General features: G+C 70.2%; 18 protein-coding genes. 2 read left to right on the plus strand and 16 right to left on the minus strand.

Annotated features, from left to right (window positions below; translation table 11 throughout):
- Positions 1-8: 8 nt before the first annotated feature.
- The 6 genes from AC4BGB_RS05840 to AC4BGB_RS05865 are packed head-to-tail and all read right to left on the minus strand — an operon-like array spanning position 9 to position 8,035.
- Positions 9-1,457, minus strand: a complete 1,449-nt coding sequence (locus tag AC4BGB_RS05840) for an aldehyde dehydrogenase family protein (protein WP_490545589.1) — start codon at positions 1,455-1,457, stop codon at positions 9-11.
- Positions 1,457-2,701 carry a CaiB/BaiF CoA transferase family protein gene (locus tag AC4BGB_RS05845; RefSeq protein ID WP_490545591.1) on the minus strand — a complete coding sequence of 415 codons (1,245 nt, stop codon included), beginning with the start codon at positions 2,699-2,701 and terminating at the stop codon, positions 1,457-1,459. The genes AC4BGB_RS05840 and AC4BGB_RS05845 overlap by 1 nt, the downstream gene beginning before the upstream one ends.
- Complete coding sequence (locus AC4BGB_RS05850; protein WP_490545593.1) at positions 2,698-3,840, minus strand: hydroxymethylglutaryl-CoA lyase-like TIM-barrel protein; 1,143 nt, start codon at positions 3,838-3,840, stop codon at positions 2,698-2,700. Before AC4BGB_RS05850 ends, AC4BGB_RS05845 begins: the two co-directional genes overlap by 4 nt.
- Positions 3,837-5,210, minus strand: a complete 1,374-nt coding sequence (locus tag AC4BGB_RS05855) for an MmgE/PrpD family protein (RefSeq protein ID WP_490545595.1) — start codon at positions 5,208-5,210, stop codon at positions 3,837-3,839. The genes AC4BGB_RS05850 and AC4BGB_RS05855 overlap by 4 nt, the downstream gene beginning before the upstream one ends.
- A gap of 26 nt (positions 5,211-5,236) precedes the next feature.
- The gene (locus AC4BGB_RS05860) at positions 5,237-6,421 is read right to left on the minus strand and encodes an acyl-CoA dehydrogenase family protein (RefSeq protein ID WP_490545597.1); all 1,185 of its coding nucleotides are present in this window, start codon (positions 6,419-6,421) and stop codon (positions 5,237-5,239) included.
- Between the two features lie 18 nt (positions 6,422-6,439).
- Positions 6,440-8,035: a thiamine pyrophosphate-dependent enzyme gene (locus tag AC4BGB_RS05865; protein WP_490545599.1), complete on the minus strand. Its 1,596-nt coding sequence runs from the start codon at positions 8,033-8,035 to the stop codon at positions 6,440-6,442.
- A 97-nt stretch (positions 8,036-8,132) separates the two neighbouring features.
- On the opposite strand from AC4BGB_RS05865, the gene AC4BGB_RS05870 reads away from it, so the two are divergent.
- On the plus strand, positions 8,133-8,447 hold the full coding sequence (locus tag AC4BGB_RS05870; RefSeq protein ID WP_490545601.1) for a hypothetical protein: 315 nt from the start codon (positions 8,133-8,135) through the stop codon (positions 8,445-8,447).
- Between the two features lie 58 nt (positions 8,448-8,505).
- On the opposite strand, the gene AC4BGB_RS05875 is transcribed toward AC4BGB_RS05870, so the two are convergent.
- From AC4BGB_RS05875 to AC4BGB_RS05920, 10 genes are all read right to left on the minus strand, one after another.
- Positions 8,506-9,564: a PDR/VanB family oxidoreductase gene (locus AC4BGB_RS05875; protein WP_490545603.1), complete on the minus strand. Its 1,059-nt coding sequence runs from the start codon at positions 9,562-9,564 to the stop codon at positions 8,506-8,508.
- Positions 9,565-9,585: 21 nt separating this feature from the next.
- Entirely contained in the window at positions 9,586-10,203 is a 618-nt protein-coding gene (locus AC4BGB_RS05880; protein ID WP_490545605.1) for a 4-carboxy-4-hydroxy-2-oxoadipate aldolase/oxaloacetate decarboxylase, read from the minus strand.
- Between the two features lies 1 nt (position 10,204).
- Positions 10,205-10,855, minus strand: coding sequence for an RraA family protein (locus AC4BGB_RS05885; RefSeq protein WP_490545607.1), 651 nt, complete (start codon positions 10,853-10,855; stop codon positions 10,205-10,207).
- Positions 10,856-11,057: 202 nt separating this feature from the next.
- A complete protein-coding gene (locus tag AC4BGB_RS05890) occupies positions 11,058-11,747 on the minus strand; it encodes an RraA family protein (RefSeq protein WP_490545609.1) in 690 nt (229 codons plus the stop codon).
- 83 nt (positions 11,748-11,830) lie between these two features.
- Positions 11,831-13,048: a Rieske 2Fe-2S domain-containing protein gene (locus tag AC4BGB_RS05895; protein WP_490545611.1), complete on the minus strand. Its 1,218-nt coding sequence runs from the start codon at positions 13,046-13,048 to the stop codon at positions 11,831-11,833.
- 82 nt (positions 13,049-13,130) lie between these two features.
- On the minus strand, positions 13,131-14,189 hold the full coding sequence (locus AC4BGB_RS05900) for an amidohydrolase family protein (protein ID WP_490545613.1): 1,059 nt from the start codon (positions 14,187-14,189) through the stop codon (positions 13,131-13,133).
- Between the two features lie 38 nt (positions 14,190-14,227).
- Entirely contained in the window at positions 14,228-15,211 is a 984-nt protein-coding gene (locus AC4BGB_RS05905) for a DODA-type extradiol aromatic ring-opening family dioxygenase (RefSeq protein ID WP_490545614.1), read from the minus strand.
- 110 nt (positions 15,212-15,321) lie between these two features.
- The gene (locus tag AC4BGB_RS05910; protein WP_490545616.1) at positions 15,322-16,071 is read right to left on the minus strand and encodes an IclR family transcriptional regulator; all 750 of its coding nucleotides are present in this window, start codon (positions 16,069-16,071) and stop codon (positions 15,322-15,324) included.
- A gap of 42 nt (positions 16,072-16,113) precedes the next feature.
- Positions 16,114-16,494, minus strand: coding sequence for a RidA family protein (locus tag AC4BGB_RS05915; protein ID WP_490545618.1), 381 nt, complete (start codon positions 16,492-16,494; stop codon positions 16,114-16,116).
- Positions 16,495-16,516: 22 nt separating this feature from the next.
- Complete coding sequence (locus tag AC4BGB_RS05920; protein ID WP_490545620.1) at positions 16,517-17,305, minus strand: IclR family transcriptional regulator; 789 nt, start codon at positions 17,303-17,305, stop codon at positions 16,517-16,519.
- Positions 17,306-17,627: 322 nt separating this feature from the next.
- Here AC4BGB_RS05920 and AC4BGB_RS05925 point away from each other — a divergent pair, with 322 nt between their 5' ends.
- On the plus strand, positions 17,628-17,801 hold the full coding sequence (locus tag AC4BGB_RS05925; RefSeq protein WP_490545622.1) for a hypothetical protein: 174 nt from the start codon (positions 17,628-17,630) through the stop codon (positions 17,799-17,801).
- Positions 17,802-17,807: the final 6 nt, after the last annotated feature.

Here is a 17,807-nt window from a genome sequence, read left to right on the forward strand (position 1 = left end):
TCCGAAGTTCAGCTGGGTGGGTCGGCGCGGACCGTCACCCACTGGGTGTCGGTGAAGGCCGCCAGGTTCGTGCGGTGGCCGCCGTGCCGGGCGCCGTTCCCCGAGTCCCGGACACCACCGAAGGGCACCGTCGGTTCGTCGTTGATCGTCTGGTCGTTGATGTGCACCAATCCGCTCGGCACCCGCTCCGCCAGAGCGAGGCCTTTCATCACGTCACGCGTGAGGATTCCGAGCGACAGCCCGTACGGTGAATCGGCCGCGAGCCTAGCGGCTTCGTCGAGGTCGCCGAACGCGAGCACGGGCGCCACCGGCCCGAAGACCTCCTGGACGTAAGCGGGCGTGGTCGGCGTGACGTCGGTGAGCACCGTGGGCCGGTAGAAGAGCCCCTCGAAGCTCCCGCCGGTCGCGACCGTGGCACCGTCGGCGACGCTCGCGGTCACCAGGGCGTGGATGCGGTCGCGTTGACCTTCGTCGATGATCGGACCGATCATCACGGTGGGATCGGTGGGATCGCCGACGGGCAGTCGGGCGGCGTGCTCGGCCAGCCGTGCGGCGTACTCGTCCGCGATCCGCTCGTGCACCAGATGGCGCCCGGTGGCCATGCAGATCTGGCCCTGGTGACGGAAGGCGCCTCGGGCCGCAGTGGCCACCGCAAGGTCGAGGTCGACGTCGTCGAGGACGACCAGGGCGGAGTTGCCACCGAGCTCGAGGTGCACCCGCTTGAGCTGCTGCGCGGCCAGAGTCGCGATCGCCCGCCCGGCCCCGGTCGAACCGGTGAAGGCGATGACGGGCACGTCGCGGTGACGCACCAGCGCCTCACCGACGTCGGCCCCGCCCGGCAGCACGTGCAGCAGGCCCTCGGGCAGCCCGGCCTCCTCGAAGACACGGGCGAGGACGGCACCGCCGACCACCGAGGTGCGCGGGTCGGGCTTCAGGACCACGGCGTTGCCCAGGGCGAGTGCCGGCGCCACCGAGCGGATCGCCAGCGCGATCGGGGCGTTGTACGGCGCGATCACGCCCACCACACCGACCGGCCGCTGCTGGGTGAAGGAGAGCCGCGGCTGGGTGGAGCGGAGCAGCTCGCCGTAGGGGGCTGCGGACAGGGAGGCAGCCTCGTGGCACTCCTCCGCGGCGCTCGGCCCCTGCATCATCGCGCCGGGACGGTTCCAGCCCGCCTCGCGGACGGCCCACCCGCCGATCTCCTCGGCGTGCTCGACGAAGAGCTCAGCGGCCCGGCGCAGCACCTGCGCCCGGACCTGGTGGCCGGCCCTCGCCCAGTCCCCCTGCGCGCGTACGGCGGCGGCAACGGCGCGATCGACGTCCACGGGCGTGGCCTGACCGATCTCCCCCAGCTTGTCGCCGGTCGCGGGCTCGATCACCGCGAGTGCCTGCGGGACTGCACGCCAGCCCGAGGAGTAGATCGCCCGCTCCCAGACGCGGGGCTCCAGGAGACTCATCACGCGACCGGCCCGGGGACGCCGGCCTCGGTCTCGCCCACGACGCCGTCGCTGACCAGGGCCTGCACGGCGGACTCGTCGTACCCCAGGGAGCCGAGGATGGCGGCCGTGTCGGCGCCGAGCATCGGCGGGGCGGTGGGTGCCGGGAGGTGGGCGCCGTCCACCTGGATCGGCAGCGCGACCACCCTCAGGTCAGGGACCTGCGGATGCGGGAGCTCACGGATCCCGCCGATGGCCTGCACCTGCGGGTCGTCCGGCAGCTCGTCGGCCGCACGGATCGGTGCGTGCGGCACCTTCGCCGCGGACAGCAGCTCGCACAGCTCGCTGCGGTTGAAACCCCGGGTCACCCCGGAGAGGGTGGTCTCCACCTCGGCCCGGTTCGTGGAACGGTCACCGTTGCTGCCGAAGCCCGGCTGCTCGTCGAGCTCGGGCACGCCCAGGGCCGCGATCAGCTGGAGCCACAGCTTCTGGTTGCCGGCGGCGATGAACACGAGTCCGTCGCTGGCCGGGAACGCACCGTAGGGGACCATCCCGGGGAACCCGGACCCGAGGTTCTCGCGCTTGTTGCCGGCGTTCGCGTTCATGATCGTGCCGCCGACCCAGTCGAGCGCGGTGCTCAGCAGGGACACGTCGACCACGCTGCCGACGCCGGTCGCCTCGCGCCGGCGCAACGCGTCCAGCACCCCGATCGCGGCCCACATGCCGGTCCCCTTGTCGAGGACCGAGAGCGGGACCCGCGCCGGGCCGGCCGCCGTGTGGGGCATCATCGCGACGATGCCGGAGTAGGCCTGCAGGACGGGGTCGTACGCCGGCTCCGCGGCCTTGGGCCCGACCGCGCCGTAGCCCGTCATCTCCACGTAGACCAGGCGGGGGTTCAGCTCACGCAGGCGGGACCAGGAGAACCCGGCGGCGGCGAGCGCGCCCGGGCGGAGGTTCTGGACCAGCACGTCGGCAGAGCGGACCAGGTCCTCCAGGATCGCCCGGCCGCGCGGGTCCTTGTAGTTCAGCTCGAGACTGCGCTTGCCCCGGTTCAGCCCGAGGAAGGCGGTGCTGACCCCGTTCCAAGCCGGCGGGTTCCACGCGCGGGTGTCGTCACCGTGGCCCACGCGTTCGACCTTGATCACCTCGGCGCCGAGGTCGCCGAGGATCATCGCGGCCATCGGCCCGGCGACACTCGTGCTGATCTCGATCACGCGCAGCCCGTGCAGGGACCCCGGGTGCTCGGACGTCGGTATCTGGCTCATCGCCGGCTCGCCTTCTCGATGGTGCGGATTCGCTCGACCGCGTCGCGATCAGCAGAGCTGATCGGCTGCTTCCAGGGGCTCGGGCAGCCCTCGTAGGCGACGGGACCGAGCCTGAAGTGCTGGGCCTGCTCCACCGTCTCCACGAACGGCATGTCCATCGGGTACAGCGAGTCGGGTCCGGGCCGCGGGCCCGCTTTGCTCACCCGCCCGTACAGCTCGTGGCCGACGACCTTCTCCGCGAGGAGTGCCGCCTCGACGAGGGCGGGCAGGTCCACGCCGGTCTCGACGCCCTCGGCCTCGAGGAGGTGCACGAGGTCCTCCGTCGGGATCATCCTGGTTGCGCGGCCGTTGCCGCCGTACGGGCAACCGCCCATGCCGCCGACACTGGAGTCGATCACCAGGGTGTGCTCGGGCCCGAGCGCCCGGTAGGCCTGGTAGGCGGAGAGCAGGGCCGTCCCCCGGCCGTCGTGCAGGTGGAGGTGGTAGGTCGTGATGTCGGGGAACTCCGCAACCATCGCCTCGATGGTCTCCTCGACCGCCGCCGGCGTGTTCCAGCTCATCGGGTCGCCGATCCAGGCGTGCGTGACCGGTATCCCCGCGGCCTCCCAGGCCCGGACCTGTCGTCGCAGGTCGTCCAGCCGTTGCTCGGTGGTGAACCCGCCCAGCCAGTTGGAGCCCCAGGCCGCGTTGATCCTGACCGAGGCCCGGGCGAGGCCTTGTTCCCGGGCCGCAGCCACCCGGTCGGGGATCCGCGCCAGCTCGTCGGCGCGGGTCTTTCCGGTGTTGCGCTGCACGAACACGTCGCACAGGTGGACGCTGGTCGCGCCCATCGGCTCGTACTCCGGGACGAGCTTGGTCCCGAGGTACGGCGCACGCCGGTCGATGCCCCGCTGGTTGAGGGCCAGCGCGAAGTACTGCACGCCGGGGACAGGCTCGAAGCGTTCCACCAGCTCGTCGATGTGTGCCATCTGCGGCACCCACCTGGGGCTCACGAACGACCCCACGTTGATGGTGCGGAGCCCGGTGCGCCCCAGCGCGTCGAGCAACCGCAGCTTGTCATCGACCGAGATCTCGGCGCTCTCGATCTGCATGCCCTCGCGCATGCCCTCCTCACGGATCTCCACGCTCGCGGCGCTCATGCCCGCCACCTCAGGGCGTGCTGGACCCAGCCCAGCGAGGTCTCGTCCGGTGCCGATGTCAACCGGCCGATGAGCTCCGCGCTCTCGCGCGGCGTCCACCCGCCTGCGGCGAACGCGCCCGTGGCCTTGGCAACCAGCTCCTCGTCCGACAGCGGATCGCGCGCGTCACCGTGGGTCAGGTCCACGCCCTGGCGCAGCTCTCCCCCGCCGGCGAGCCCCACTGCCACCGAGGTGTGGTGACCGTCCGGTCCGCGCTGATCAGCGGGTCGCCGCACGATCCGGCACAGCCGCGTCAGGCGGCGTACGTCGGCGTCGAGGACTCGCTCGTCGGTGAAGTCGGCCAGCTCGACATGACCCGAGGAGAGCGCCTGCGCCACGCAGTACTCGAGGCTGAACTTCCCCTCCAGCCCGGTGGTCGGCAGCCGGTCGATCAGCGGGCTCCCCTCGCTGTCGGGCGCGGAGACCTCGATCGCGGCAACCCGGTCGGCATCGCCGAGCTGCTGGTGCAGGTCGATGGCGGCGTCGATCGCGCGGTGGGTCGCGTAGCAGGACGGGTACTGCTTGAGAACCCAGTCCTGCACCCAGTCGCGCTCCCACACGTCCAGCCGCTCGGCCAGGCTCTCGATGCCGGCGGGGGTGCCCGCGCCGTACATCGCGAAGAACCCGCGGCGGTCCTCCAGGACGGCGGCGTTGGCGGTGAAGTCCCTCTCCGCCAGGGCCACTGCCATCAGCGAGTCCCGGGCCGCGAGGCCCGCGTGCAACGGCTTGGTCATCGTGCCGAAGTTTGCGAGGCTGCCCGCCGCGGTCGAGGCCGCGATCCCCAGGGCGTGGCTCGTCCGGTCCGGGTCGAGACCGACCAGGTGCGCGAGCGCGGCCGTGGCGGCGAGCCGGCCCGTCGTGGCGGTGTTGTGAAACCCCCGCGCCGAGTGGTGCCCGACCGGGAGGACCTCCGAGATCGCACGCGCCACCGCGGAGCCGACGTCGTACGCCGCCACCAGCCGGGCGCCGCTGGCCTCGGTGTGCGCGAGCCTCGCCAGCAAGGCCGGGACCAGCACCGTCCCGGGATGGAACGGCATGCTCGGGACCGCGTCGTCCCAGTCCAGCGCGTGCGCGAAGGTGCCGTTGAGCAGGGCGGCCTGCGAAGGGGCCAGGGACAGGTCGGTCCCCCAGACGGTGGCCGGCCCTTCGGCCGGTTCCGAGGTCACCCAGTCAAGGGCCCGCGCAGCCACCTCGGTGCGGGCGCCGGCCACCGCGACCGCGACCGTGTCCACGAGGACGCGGCCGACGGCCTGCGCGTGCGGGGCCTCGGGCCGGACCCCGCTCGCGAACTCCGCGACGGCCCGGGTGGCCCCCGGTGTACTGCTGCTCACTGCGATGGCTGCTCTCTGGGGACTGATCAGTAGGAACGCGGCATGCCCAGGTCACGCTGGGCGATGCCGGCGAGGATGAGGTTGCGGCTGATCGGGGCGATCAACGAGCCGCGAGCTCCCTGGAACTTGCGCGCGATGCCGAACTCCTCGGTCAGGCCCATGCCCCCGAAGGTGTCCATGGCCGCGTTGGCCGCCTCCCACTGGGCATCGGCGGCGAGGAACTTCGAGGTGTTGGCGTACATCCCGTCGCGGCTGCCGTTGGCGAACTGCCGCGCGGCCTCCCATCGCGTCACGCTGGCAGCCTTGAGGTGGGCGTACGCGCTGGCGAGCGGGAACTGGATGCCCTGGTTCGCACCGATGGGCTTGCCGAAGACGACGCGCTCCTTGGAGTACTGAACGGCCCGGTCGATGAAGTACAGGCCGGCCCCGATGTACTCCGAGGCCACGCTGATCCGCTCGGAGTTCATCCCCGACATGATCACCTTGAAGCCCTTGTTCTCCTCGCCGATCAGGTTCTCCACCGGCACCTCGAGGTCGGTGAAGGTCAGCTGGTTCGTGTGGTGACCACTCATCACCTTGATCGGCTGTGCGTCGATCTGGCCGGTGTGCCGGGCCTCGCGGGTGTCGACGAGGAGCACCGAGATGCCGTCCGTCTTCACCGCGACGTCCTCGTACCGCTTGGTGCGCACCAGCAGCAGCATCAGGTCGGTCTGCATGAACCGCGAGGTGAAGATCTTGCCGCCGTTGACGATGTACTTGTCGCCCCGGCGCTCGGCGAAGGTCCGGATCCGGGTGGTGTCGGTGCCGGCGTCGGCCTCGGTCACGCCGAAGGACTGCAGGCGCAGGCCCTCGTTCGCGATCTTCGGCAGCCACTTCTGCTTCTGCTCCTCGCTGCCGTGTCGCAGGAGGGCGCCCATCTGGTACATCTGCCCGTGGATCGACCCGGCGGGGTTGCCCCAGCGGTTGAGCGTCTCGAGGACGACGCACGAGTCGGTGATGGTGGCGCCACCGCCGCCGTACTCCTCGGGGATGAGCATCGAGAGCCAGCCCGCGTCGGCGAGCGCCTTGACCCACTCGTCGGGGTAGACGCCGGCGTCGGCGATCTCGTTCCAGTACTCCACCGGGTACTTCAGGGCGAAGTCGGATACCGAGTCGCGGATGGCCTCCTGCTCCTCGGTGAGCAGATCATCGGCCAGCCAGTCCTTAGCCATGGGGTGTTCCTTCCTCGTTCACGGGAGAGGCGCCTTGACGTGTACGTCGAGGAGCAGGGGCTCGGTGCGCTCACCGAGAGTCGGTATGACCTGGTCGAGAACCGTCACCAGCTCGTGGTGGTCGGTGATGCGAAGCGACGGGCAGCCGAAGCCGAGCGCCAGGGTGGCGGGGTCGATCTCCTCGAGGCTCGGCCACGGACCCCGGCCGCCCCGGGCAGCCGCCAATCGGTCCATCACGGCGTAGTGACCGTTGTTGAGGATCACGAAGAGAGCGCCGACCCGGTAGTGGACCGCGCTCCAGAGCGCCTGGATGCCGTAGAGGCTGGCGCCGTCGCCGACCATCGCCACGACGGGACGGTCGGGCCGCGCCATCCTGATGCCCGTCGCGGCGGGGATCGCGAAGCCGAGACCGCCCTGGGCCACGGTCACGAACCCGAACGGAGCTCGCGCCGGCATCAGGTCCAGGAGCCGGGCGCGGGTCGAGGGGCTCTCCTCGAGGACGGTCGAGGCCGCCGGGAGGCGGGCCGCGACCTCGGCGTACACGTGCTCGGCGCGGAGCGGGTCGGTCGCCACGGGCACGAGACCGGACACGTCGCGGATGGGGACGGGCACGGCACGTCGCGGCAGCTCCGGGACGCGGGCGACGACGTCGGTGACCACGGCCCGGACGTCCCCGACCACGGCGATGTCGGCGGCGCTGTAACCGGCCTCGTCGGGATCGCCGGTGATCACGAGGACCGACGTGCCCGGCTCCACGAACGGACCGGGACGGTAGCCGCCCTGCCGGAAGGCGGGCGCACCGACGACGACCACGGTGTCGTGGGCTGCCAGCGTGGCCCGCAGCTCGTCCCTGAACTGGGTCAGGTGTCCCTGGAAGCGCGGGTGGTCTCCCGGGAAGCCGGCCTGCGAGGCGGCCGAGGACTGCCAGACGGGTGCATCGAGGCGGTTGGCGAGGGTGGTCAGCGCAGCCCAGGTCTCCGGGTCGTCGGCCCCGGGGCCGACCACGATCGCGGGTGAGGCCGCGGCGCTGAGCGCGTCCGCCAGCTGCTGCCCGACGACAGGGTCCGCAGCGGCACTGCGCACCAGTGTGCGTGGGGCCGCGGGCAGCGCCTCCGCATCCGCAGGCTCGAGCCAGTCGCTCATCGGCACGATCACCACGGCGGGCCCACGGTGCAGGCAGGCGTCGTGGTGGGCGCGCATCACGGCACCGGGGACCGCCTGCGGGTGCTCCGGTGAGTGCACGGCCACGGGGTAGTCACCTGCCAGGCCCGCGAGGTGGCCTGCGAGGAAGGGCTCCGACGCCAGGTGCCGGCGGTCCTGCTGCCCGACCAGCACCACCATCGGGGCCCGGTTGGTCCGCGCGGTCGCGATCGCGCCGACGCCGTTGCCCAGGCCGGCAGTCGTGTGCAGCAGCACCAGCGCGGGGCTGCCCGACGCCAGCGCGTGACCGGCTGCCATCGCGACGACGGAGTTCTCGTGCAGTGCCAGGACGAAGTCGATGTCCTCGGGCAGGTCGGTGAGCAGCGCCACCTCGGTGGACCCCGGATTGGCGAAGACCTTCGTCAGGCCGAGATGGCGCAGCACCTCGAAGAGCTGATCGCGGACCGTTGCCATGTCACTACTCTCAGCGAGTGCGGAGAGGACCGCAGTGGACCTCGCATCCAGTGGAACTCGACTCGAACCGCCCGCGGCCGGCGCCCATAGTGAGGCCATGGACATCCAGGTCAACTCCGAACGCAACCGCATCCACCAGGTCACGGACCTGGAGCCCGAGACCATCCACGGCGTCGCCGACCGCACCGCGGTCGCGACCACCTTCGAGGACCTCATCTACCGGGAGTCCGAGGTGGACGCGATGTGGTCACTGGTCGACATCCAGGTCCGGCAGGCCGAGCTCAACGGCTCGCCCGAGCTGGACAAGTGGGTCCGGCTCCGCGAGCGCCTGTGGGAGGCGCACGACCTGATCCCCGAGGGCAAGGTCGTCGAGTCCTCGGAGATCCTCCGCAGCCTGACCACGATGCTCTGACGGGCTGCCCGCGGGTCGCCCGTCCATCGGACGGCGGCCCGCGGCAGCCGGTCCGGTCCTACAGGTCCAGCACCAGCTTCTTGGTGCAGGCGCGGCTGACGCAGATCATCATCGTCTGGCCGGCGGCCCGTTCGATCGGGTCCAGCACCTCGTCGCGGTGGTCGGGGACTCCCTCGATCACCGGGGTCTCGCAGGCGCCGCAGAACCCCTCCTCACACGAGGAGATGGTCTGCGGCAGGTGCTCCCTGACCGTCTCCAGGACGGTGCGGTCGGACTCGACCGTCAAGGTGATGCCCGTCCTCTTCAGCTCGACCTGGAACGGCCCGTCGGGGGTGTGGTCCCCGCCGTCCTCGCCCGCGCCCCCCTCGACCGAGGCAGCCGCGGGCACCGGCGACACCGGTGCCTGAGTCGAGCCGGGCACCGCTCGGGACGCGGGAGTGGCCTTCGGCCCGGCCGCGAACCGCTCCACGTGAACCGGGATCTTGAGATCGGCCCCCGTCTGCTCCACCGCCCGCAGGAGTCCCTCGGGACCACAGCAGTAGATGGCGGCGTCCATCGCGCCCTGCTCGAAGAAGGCACGCAGGTCGGGAAGGCCGTGCTCGTCCTCGGGAACGACTGTCACCGAGCTGCCGTAGGCCTCGAGCTCCTCGAGGAACGCCATCGTCCGGCGGGAGCGTCCGCCGTACAGGAGCCGCCACGGCAGGCCCTCGCTGTCGAGGTGGCGCACCATGGTGAGGATCGGCGTGATGCCGATGCCGCCCGCGACGAGGAGGTACTCCCCCGCCTCGCGTACCTTGAAGTGGTTGCGCGGGCCGCGCACGGCGATCGTCTTCCCCACCAGCTGGGTGTCGTGCAGCTCCTTCGAACCGCCCCGGCCGTGGATGTCGCGCAGCACCGCCACGCGCAGCTCCCTGCGGTCCTGGGTCCGGCCGCACAACGAGTACTGCCGCACCAGGCCTGAGGGCAGCACCAGGTCCACGTGGGAGCCGGGCGTCCAGTCGGGGACGTCCTCACCCTCGGGATGGGCCAGGGCGATCGAGATGATGCCCTCGGCCTCCCAGCGCACCTGCTTGACGAGCATGTCACGCAGCGCGAAGCGCCCGGTGTCCTCAGTCATGAGTACCTCTCGTGTCCACCGTCAGACGGTGCGGAAGCCGTAGATGTCCAGCGTCAACTCACCGGCCCGGATGCGCTCCATGAAGGCGGTCTCCTTCTCGATGCGCTCCTGCGACGCGGCCAGGGTGGCCTCGACCTTGTCCGGGGACAGCACGACGACACCGTCGGCGTCGGCGATCACGGCGTCCCCGGGGTTGACGAGCACCCCGCCCACGGTGACCGGCTCGTTGACGATGCCGGGGAAGTTCTTGCCGGTACGCCGTACGCACACTCCGCGGGAGAAGGCCGGGAAGCCCATCTGCTCCTGCTCGACGATGTCGCGCACGCCGCCGTCCATCACCAGGCCCACGACCCCACGGGTCTGCGCGGCCACCGCGAGCACCTCGCCCCAGTAGCCGCACAGCTCCTCGCGGCCGTCCACGACGAGCACGTCACCGGGCCGGGCCTGCACGAGTGCGAGGTGCAGCGGCAGGTTGTCGGCCGGGTGCGTGCGCACGGGCAGGGCCCGGCCGGCGATCCTGGCGCCCTTGTAGATCGGCCGGATGGCCGGGTCGAGCGCTGCGTCGACACCAGAGGCCTCGTAGACCGTCGCGGCGCCGAAGTCCGCCAGCGCCTTGATCTGCGCGTCGGTGACCCCCATGTCAGGACTCCTGCCGCTGGAGCACGTGGTAGCCGAACTCGGCACGAGCACCGGCGATAGTGGCGCCGCCCTCGACCGCGCTCATGATCTCGTCCTCGGTCCTGCCCACCTCGTCGGCGAGCCGGAAGACCTCTTCGGCGCGGTGGGACGGGATCACCACGACCCCGTCGTCGTCGCCGACGACGATGTCGCCGGGACGCACCTGCACGTCACCGAGCGCGACGGGCACCTGCACGTCGGCCACCTCGACACGGTCCTTGCCGGTGCGCATGAAGCGTCCGGCGCTGAACATCGGGTAGCCCAGGCCCAACGGCACCCGGGTGTCTCGGCACACGCCCCAGATGGCGGTGCCGGCGAGCTTGTGGAGGTTCGCGTACGTCGTGAGGATGTCGCCCCACACCGTGCAGTCGGTGCGGCCCTGGTTGTCGAGCACCGCGACACCGCCCTCGGGGATGTCGTCGATGAAGTCGCCGACGGTGCCGACCGGGTCACCCGCCGGCACGTACCGCACCGTGTACGCGGGTCCGGCCATCCGGGTCCCGTTCTGCAGCGGCGCGACGCCGTGCACGCTGCCGGGGAGGCCGAGGCGGTCGAGTGCGTCGGAGATGGTCGCGGTCCCCAGGTCCTTGAGTCGTTCCACGTCGAGGTTCATCGTGGTTTGCCCTTCTCTCGTTGGGGATTGTCGTCATCCGCGGCGTTGGTCCACCGCGGTGCGACCGAGGCTATTGAGGAGTGGCGACCGTCCGGAGCGCTCCGATCACCGCGCGGAATACCTGTTCGCGAACCCGGTGGTTCCCGGGTGGATGAGGCTGTCGAAACCACGCCGTCCCGCCCTGGTCGGCGGACGAGAGCCCTCAGCCCTGGGCGTCCGGCTTCAACGCGTTCTCGTAGGTGCCGTCGAGCACTTCCACGGCAGCCACCCCGGCCTGCAGCGCCTGCAGCATCCTGCGCTCCCGGGCGACGAGCTGCTCGGCCTTGGCCAGCACGGCCTCTGCGTCTTCGGGGGCGAACACGACGATCCCGCTGCCGTCGGCGACCACGAAGTCGCCGGGGTCGACGCGCACACCGGCCAGGCTCACCGGCTCGTTGGTGCTGACCTCGTGCACCCGTGCACGCGCCGTACGCACGGCGCCGCCGCGTGCGAACACGGGGAACCGCATCTCACGTGCCTCGTCCACGTCCCGGCAGGCGCCGTCGGCGACGACCCCCGCGACTCCCTGGGCGACGGCCGCGGCGCTGAGCAGTCCGCCCCACGAGCCCATCGTGTCGCGACCGTCGTTGTCGACGACGATGACCCGGCCAGGCCCCGCCAGCCCGACTGCCCTCGCTCCGAGATGGACCGGAGCCGCGTCGGCGGGTGCGGGCCCCTCCGCCAGCTTCATCGTGACCGCGCGACCCGCGACCTTGGCCCCCTCCCAGAGTGGGTGCAGCCCGTCGACGACGCCGACGAGGCCGAGCGCGTCCATGGCATCGGAGAGGGTGCAGACGTCAAGCGCCGCGATCCGGGCGTCGACGGTGTCGTGGGTGTCCAGTGGCGCGTTCATCGGCCGCCTTTGCCTGTGGTGGTTGGGGATGAGTGCTCACCGGGTCCCGCGGAGACCGCGGGACCCGGTGAGGAAGGCTGGAGCTAGCCGCGGACGCCGGCCTCGAGGCTCTCGCTCGCCTGTACGCCGTTGAACAGGTCCGCCCACGTCTCCTCAGGGGTGCCGACCCCGGCGAACGAGCGCTGCCGGAAGGCCTTCGAGTGCTGCGCCTGGGTGGGCTCGGTGCCGTCGCGCAGCGCCTTGGCCGTGCGCAGCATCAGGCGCCGCGCCGCGACGATCGCCCGGTCCGTCGTACCGAGGTGCTCGCTCTCCCGCTGGCAGATCGGACCGTCCTGGTCCTCCTGCACCGGCATGTCCTGGCTGCGGATGCCGGTGATGCCGGTGAAGTTGTCGTTCGCCATCACCTCGAAGTCGCGCAGGTAGTCGTTGTCCATGTTGGCGATCGGGACGAAGTTGGCATCGGTGTGGACGTGCAGCCGGGTACCCGACATGTCGGCCTCCAGCTGCTCCTCGTTCATCGGTGCGTTGGCCGTCCACGACACGGTGAAGCCCCACATGCTCTCGTCGTCGATCGGGACCGCCGCTGTGAAGGTGTACTTGCCGTCACGGTTGGTGGGGACGATCGTCGAGGAAGGCATCAGGAACGGCGTGATCCGGAAGTAGTTGCTGGCATCGCTCCGGGGCCGAGCGGCGATCGCGAGCAGTCCGACCGGGGTCTCGGCGATGGTGTACTCCGGGTTGCCCGCGGTCTCGAACATCTTCTGTGCCACGAACCCGTGCTCGGACTTGAGCTCCTTGTGCAGGAACTGCACGTGCGCGGTGTCGAGCTCACCCTCGATGCTCTGGAAGAAGTTGTTGCGCTGGTGCCGCTTGGAGACGAAGTAGTGGTCCTCGGGGAGCAGGGTCCAGTCGTGCTCCGGGAACTCCGGCTGCAGGTCCGCCGGTCCCATGTAGGTCCAGATGATGCCCCCGGCCTCGTGGGTGGGGTAGGCAACCGCCTTCACCCGTGACCGGTAGTCCGAGTCGTCCGGCTCGGCCGGCATCTCCATGCACTGACCGTCGAAGCCGAACTTCCAGCCGTGGTAGACGCAGCGCAGGCCGTCCTCCTCGTTGCGACCCCAGTAGAGGTTCGCGTGCCGGTGCGGGCACCGCGACTCCAGCAGGCCGACCTTGCCGTCCTTTCCGCGGAAGGCGATCAGCTTCTCGCCCAGCAGGGCCACCTTGACCGCGGGGCCGCCCTGCTTCGGCAGCTCGGTGGAGAGCATCGCCGGGATCCAGAAGCGACGGAAGACCTCGCCCATGGGCGTGCCTCTCCCCGTCTTGGTGAGAAGTTCGTTGTCTTCGACACTGAGCATGGTCTTTCCCTTTCCTCTGCTGTTCGTTTCAGTTGGTCGCAGCGAGCGCCGGCTGGGCGATCCGGCCGCTGCGAGCGAAGCCAGGAACAACCCGGAGCGGGTTGTCGTGGAAGATCGCTCGACGGTCCTCGTCGGTGAGGAAGTCGAGGGAGTCGAGCACCGGCACCAGGTCGTCCGAGGTGCGGCCGGTATCGGCCCGCACGGCCCCACCGGACCCCGGAGCCTCGGTGCCGAAGACCATCCGGTTCACGCCGCGCTGCTTGATCGCCGCCTCGAGGAAGTTCAGGTCGTAGCCGCAGCTGTCGTAGAACAGGTTGTTCGACAGGTCCTTCTGCGCCAGGTGCTTGTCGGTGTCGATGAAGCGGTCGAGGGCACCGCCGCAGTGGCAGATGATCACCCGCAGCTTGGGGAAGCGGTCGAAGACCGGGCCGTGGCTGAGGAACTGCCCGGCCAGGTACTGCTCGGTGAGGAAGTGCATCTGGTAGTTCATCGGCACGTTGTTGGTGCGGAACCTCGGGTCGAGGGTGTTCGTCCCGTGCACGATCAGCGGGATGTCGTACCCCTCCGCGGCCTCGTAGAGGTCGAAGTACCACTCGTGGTCGAGTCCGTGACCGCTCCGGTTCCCGGTGATGTCGGGCGAGAGGTACGCCGCCACGAAGCCCAGCTGGTTGACGCTGCGGTCCAGCTCCTTCAGGACGTGCTTGGTGTCGGGGTGCGAGGCGTGCAGCGGAAGCTGGGCCGCCCCGACGAACCGGTCGGGGAAGAAGCCGACCTGCTGGGCGATCATGTCGTTGACGTACTCCGTCCACCCCGGCTGGATGTGCGGCTCCATCCAGCCGAACTGGAGGAAGGGACGCGGACCGAGCACCTGCACGTCGATGTTCCGGGCGTCGATGTAGTCGACGTGGGTCTGCGCCGCGGCGCGGAACTCGTCCTCGCTGACGCCCCTCGAGGTGATCGCCTTCTGCCCGATGTTGCTCGGCATCGGCTGGTTGGAGCCGAGCATCGCGACGACTCGGTTGTTGGCGGCCGGCGGGACCGTGACGTGGCCATGCACGTCGAGAACCAGGTAATCGTTGTAGGTCATGTGGTGTTCCTTTGGTTCAGGGGTGGGGGGCTCGGCTGCTACTGCCAGTAGGCGAAGGCCATGCCGGTGCCGGTGCCCGCCGGGCTGCGGTAGCCGGGGACGTAGTCGACGATGGTGGCGGTCTGCTTCTCCAGGACGCCCGCGGCGGCGACCCAGTTGAGGATCTCGGCGCTTCCCGAACGAAGGTGCTTGCGCGGGATGTCGGCGAAGGCCGCCCCGTCGCCCGACACCAGGCCGTCGAGCACCTTCTGGTCGAGCTCCTCGTTGACCACGAAGTGGGAGAGACCACCCGAGGTGATCACGCCGACACGTACGTCGGCCTCCCACGACTCGACCGCCTCCCGGATCGCCTGCCCGAAGGCGAAGGTGCGCGCGGGCTTGGGGGTGTTGGGCGGGAAGTAGCAGTTGATGAACAGCGGCACCATCGGGATCTCGGGGTCGAGACCGAGCCGGTAGCGCGGGAACGTGAACGCGTGACCCAGGGTGCGGTCCTCGCGCTGCTCCTTGAACCAGTGCACGTCGAAGTCGCGGTCCGTGAGCTGCCCGGTGATGTGCGCGGCCAGCTCGCCGTCCGTCTTGTGCCAGGCACGGTCGCCGGCGTGGGCGGCCCACGACGCGGCCTGGATCCCCGCGGGGAGCTTGGAGAGGTCGCGCTGGTTCTCGTCGAAGAGCTTGTCACCGTGGTAGAGCGCGAAGGCGGGGACACCCTCGTCCTTGAACAGCTCCCACTGGTCGTCGCCGATCACGAGCACGACGTCGGGCTTCGCCTCGGCCAGCTTGGCGGAGAGCACCTCGATGCCCTTCTGCGCACGCTCGTACTTGGCCCGGTAGATCTCGGGGTCGAGCTGGTCGAGCACCTCCTGCGGAGCGGTCGGCAGCTCGTCGTAGGTGTGGAACTCGCCGTCCTTGCCCAGCAGCCTCGGGTTCCCGCGGTCACGCTCACCGTGGTTCGCCCACCACTCCACACCTGAACTGAGTTGGGGGGTGTGGGACGCAGCTACGCCCACTACGATCTCGGCCATCGAAGTTCCTCTCCACGCGTCATCGGACGAGTACCACTGTCGAGGTACCTACGCGTCGGAGCCAGAGGTGCTCGCACCTACCGGAACGTCTCCTGGCCGATCACCGAATCTCAGCGCGCGTCGGCGGGGGGCCTGCCCTGGTCGGCGATGAGGAGCTCGGTGATCTCGTTGCTGCACGCGGTCATCGGCTCACGGAAGTCGTCGAGGTCCTGGGGGGTGAGCCGGGTCGAGGGACCGGAGACGGTCATCGCCGCGATGACTCGCCCTCCCGGGCTGCGCACGGTGGTCGCCGCAGCCACCACGCCGTCCGTGCGCTCGCCGTACGACACCTCCCAGTGGGCCTCGCGGAGCCTCTCCAGGTCTGCAGGCGTGGGGACGAAACCGCCCCGGGGGCGCTCCAACTCGGCCAGGACGGCTCCGCGGCGCGGTGCCGGCTCGAAGGCCAGCAGCAACCTGCCGCTCGCCCCCACCCCGAGCTCCGCGTGCCGGCCGAGCGACACGATCGGGCGCAGCGAGTAGCGGGACTCGACCGAGGCGATGCAGACGCGGGCGCCGCTGTCCACGACGTAGAGGTGGACACTCTCGCCGAGGCGATCCCGGAGCCTGCGCATCGGAGCCTCTGCATATGCCCGGAGGTTGAACCCCGCGATGGCGACAGCACCCCAGTAGAGGAGTCGCGAGCCGAGGGAGTAGCCGTCGGCCTCCCGGCGCACGATCCCGAGCGAGATCATCTCCGCGAGCAGGCGGTGAGTGGACGACTTCGGCAACCCGACGGCTGCCGCCACCTCACCCAGACGAGCGGGCGACTCGGCCGCGCACAGGTAGTCGAGCGTCTGGCTCGTCCTCTGCAGCACCGACATGGCGATCCTCACTCTCGACGCGGTCGGGCACCACCCCGGGGGTCAACTACCGACGACGGCCAAGCACTCTAGCTGGATCCGCATGCCGGTGAGCTCGGTCTTCAGTGTGTGCCGGACGGGCCGGCTATCAGCGTCGGGAAACATCTCGATCCACACCGGGTTGACGTGTGCGCGGATGTCGCGGTCGTTGACGAAGACTGTCACTTTCGCGACATCATCAGGGCTCGCACCGGCAGCGTCAAGGATGGATCTCAGGTTGGCGAAGGCCTGGGCGACCTCGGCTGCCGGGTCCTCGGGAAGCTCCCCCGACTTCGGGTCGCGTCCGCTGACGCCACCGGTGAACAGCAGGCCGCCGAGGACCGTTGCAAGCGGGATGGGCTGGTTGCCGTGGCCCAGACCGGCCACCTCGATCGTGCGTCGCATGTTCAGACCTTTCTTTGGCGGATCAGACGGGTGCAGCAGTTCGACCGAAGAAGGAACGGGTGGCCCCGAGCTCCTCGGACACGGCACGGGCCGCCTGCCGGACGGCCTCGCCGTGGGCCCGGGTCAGGCGCTCGGTGGGAACCACCACCGAGAGCGTGGTGCGCATGGCGCCGGCGGCGTCGAAGACGGGAGCGGCGATCCAGGACCTGGTGCCCGCACGGTCCCGCGTGGTGGCCAGCCCGTGGGCACGGATCTCGGCCATGCTGCGCAGCAGGAGGAACTCCTTGCGCAGCAACTCCTGGGGCAGCCGGACGGCGCGCTCGGCGGCCATGCTGCGCAGCTGGGCGATCGGCAGGTGGGCGAGGAAGACCAGGCCCGGGGCGACCGTGCCGAGCGGGAAGCGTCGGGTGGACTGCCAGGTGAGGTCGCACGACCGGCCGGCGATCTGGTCCACCAGCAGCAGGTCGTCCTCGTCCCGGGAGCCGAGCACCACGACCTCACGTGTCGCGGAGTAGAGGTCGACCATGTGCGGACGTGCCACGTCGCGCACCTGCCGGGCTCCCGGCACACCCCAGCCCAGGCGCCACAGCCGCATGCCGAGCTGGTAGCGACCGCGCGTGGTCCGCTCGACCGCTCCCCACTCCACGAGGCTCGCCAGCATCCGGTGCACGGTCGCCGGGGGAAGCCCGGTCTTGTCACAGAGCCGCGAGATCGTCTGCTCGGGTTCGGAGCCCGAGAAGCAGTCGAGGATGTCGAACGCCCGACCAAGCACAGAGCGCTTGGCGTCGAGATCCGCACTGATGGGGGGCATTAACTCTCCTGTTATTCGGAACGCTGCTGGACTGGTGGCCCAACCTACGAGACGCTCCGCTGCGTGTCAACGGTCACATGTGCGCTCAATCACCTACGCTGAGAGCGCAAATCTCCCTCCCGACGCGTCCGTGCCTACCCCACTCAACCGAAGCCACAGCGTTCCGAATAACAGAACACCCACCTCTCCCCCGCCCCCGCCGACACGTCGCAACTGAAACCCCAAACGTCGCCGAGACGCCACAACTGAAACCCCAGACGTCGCCGAGACGTCACAACTGGAAGAACTGGCCGTACGCTCGGAGGCAACCCTGGAGGTCGTCATGCCGGAGCAGGTCGAGAGCGCCCCTCGCCAGAACAAGTACGCCAAGCTGCCCGAACAGGTCAGGTTCGAGGACATGGTCGCCACCCACGAGGTGCGTCAGCAGCCGACCGAGAAGGGCGAGCACGACCGCGACACGGAGTTCATGCTGCGGACCACGGGCCTGTTCATCTAGGGCCGT

This window comes from Nocardioides sp. Z30_9 (assembly GCF_058215735.1).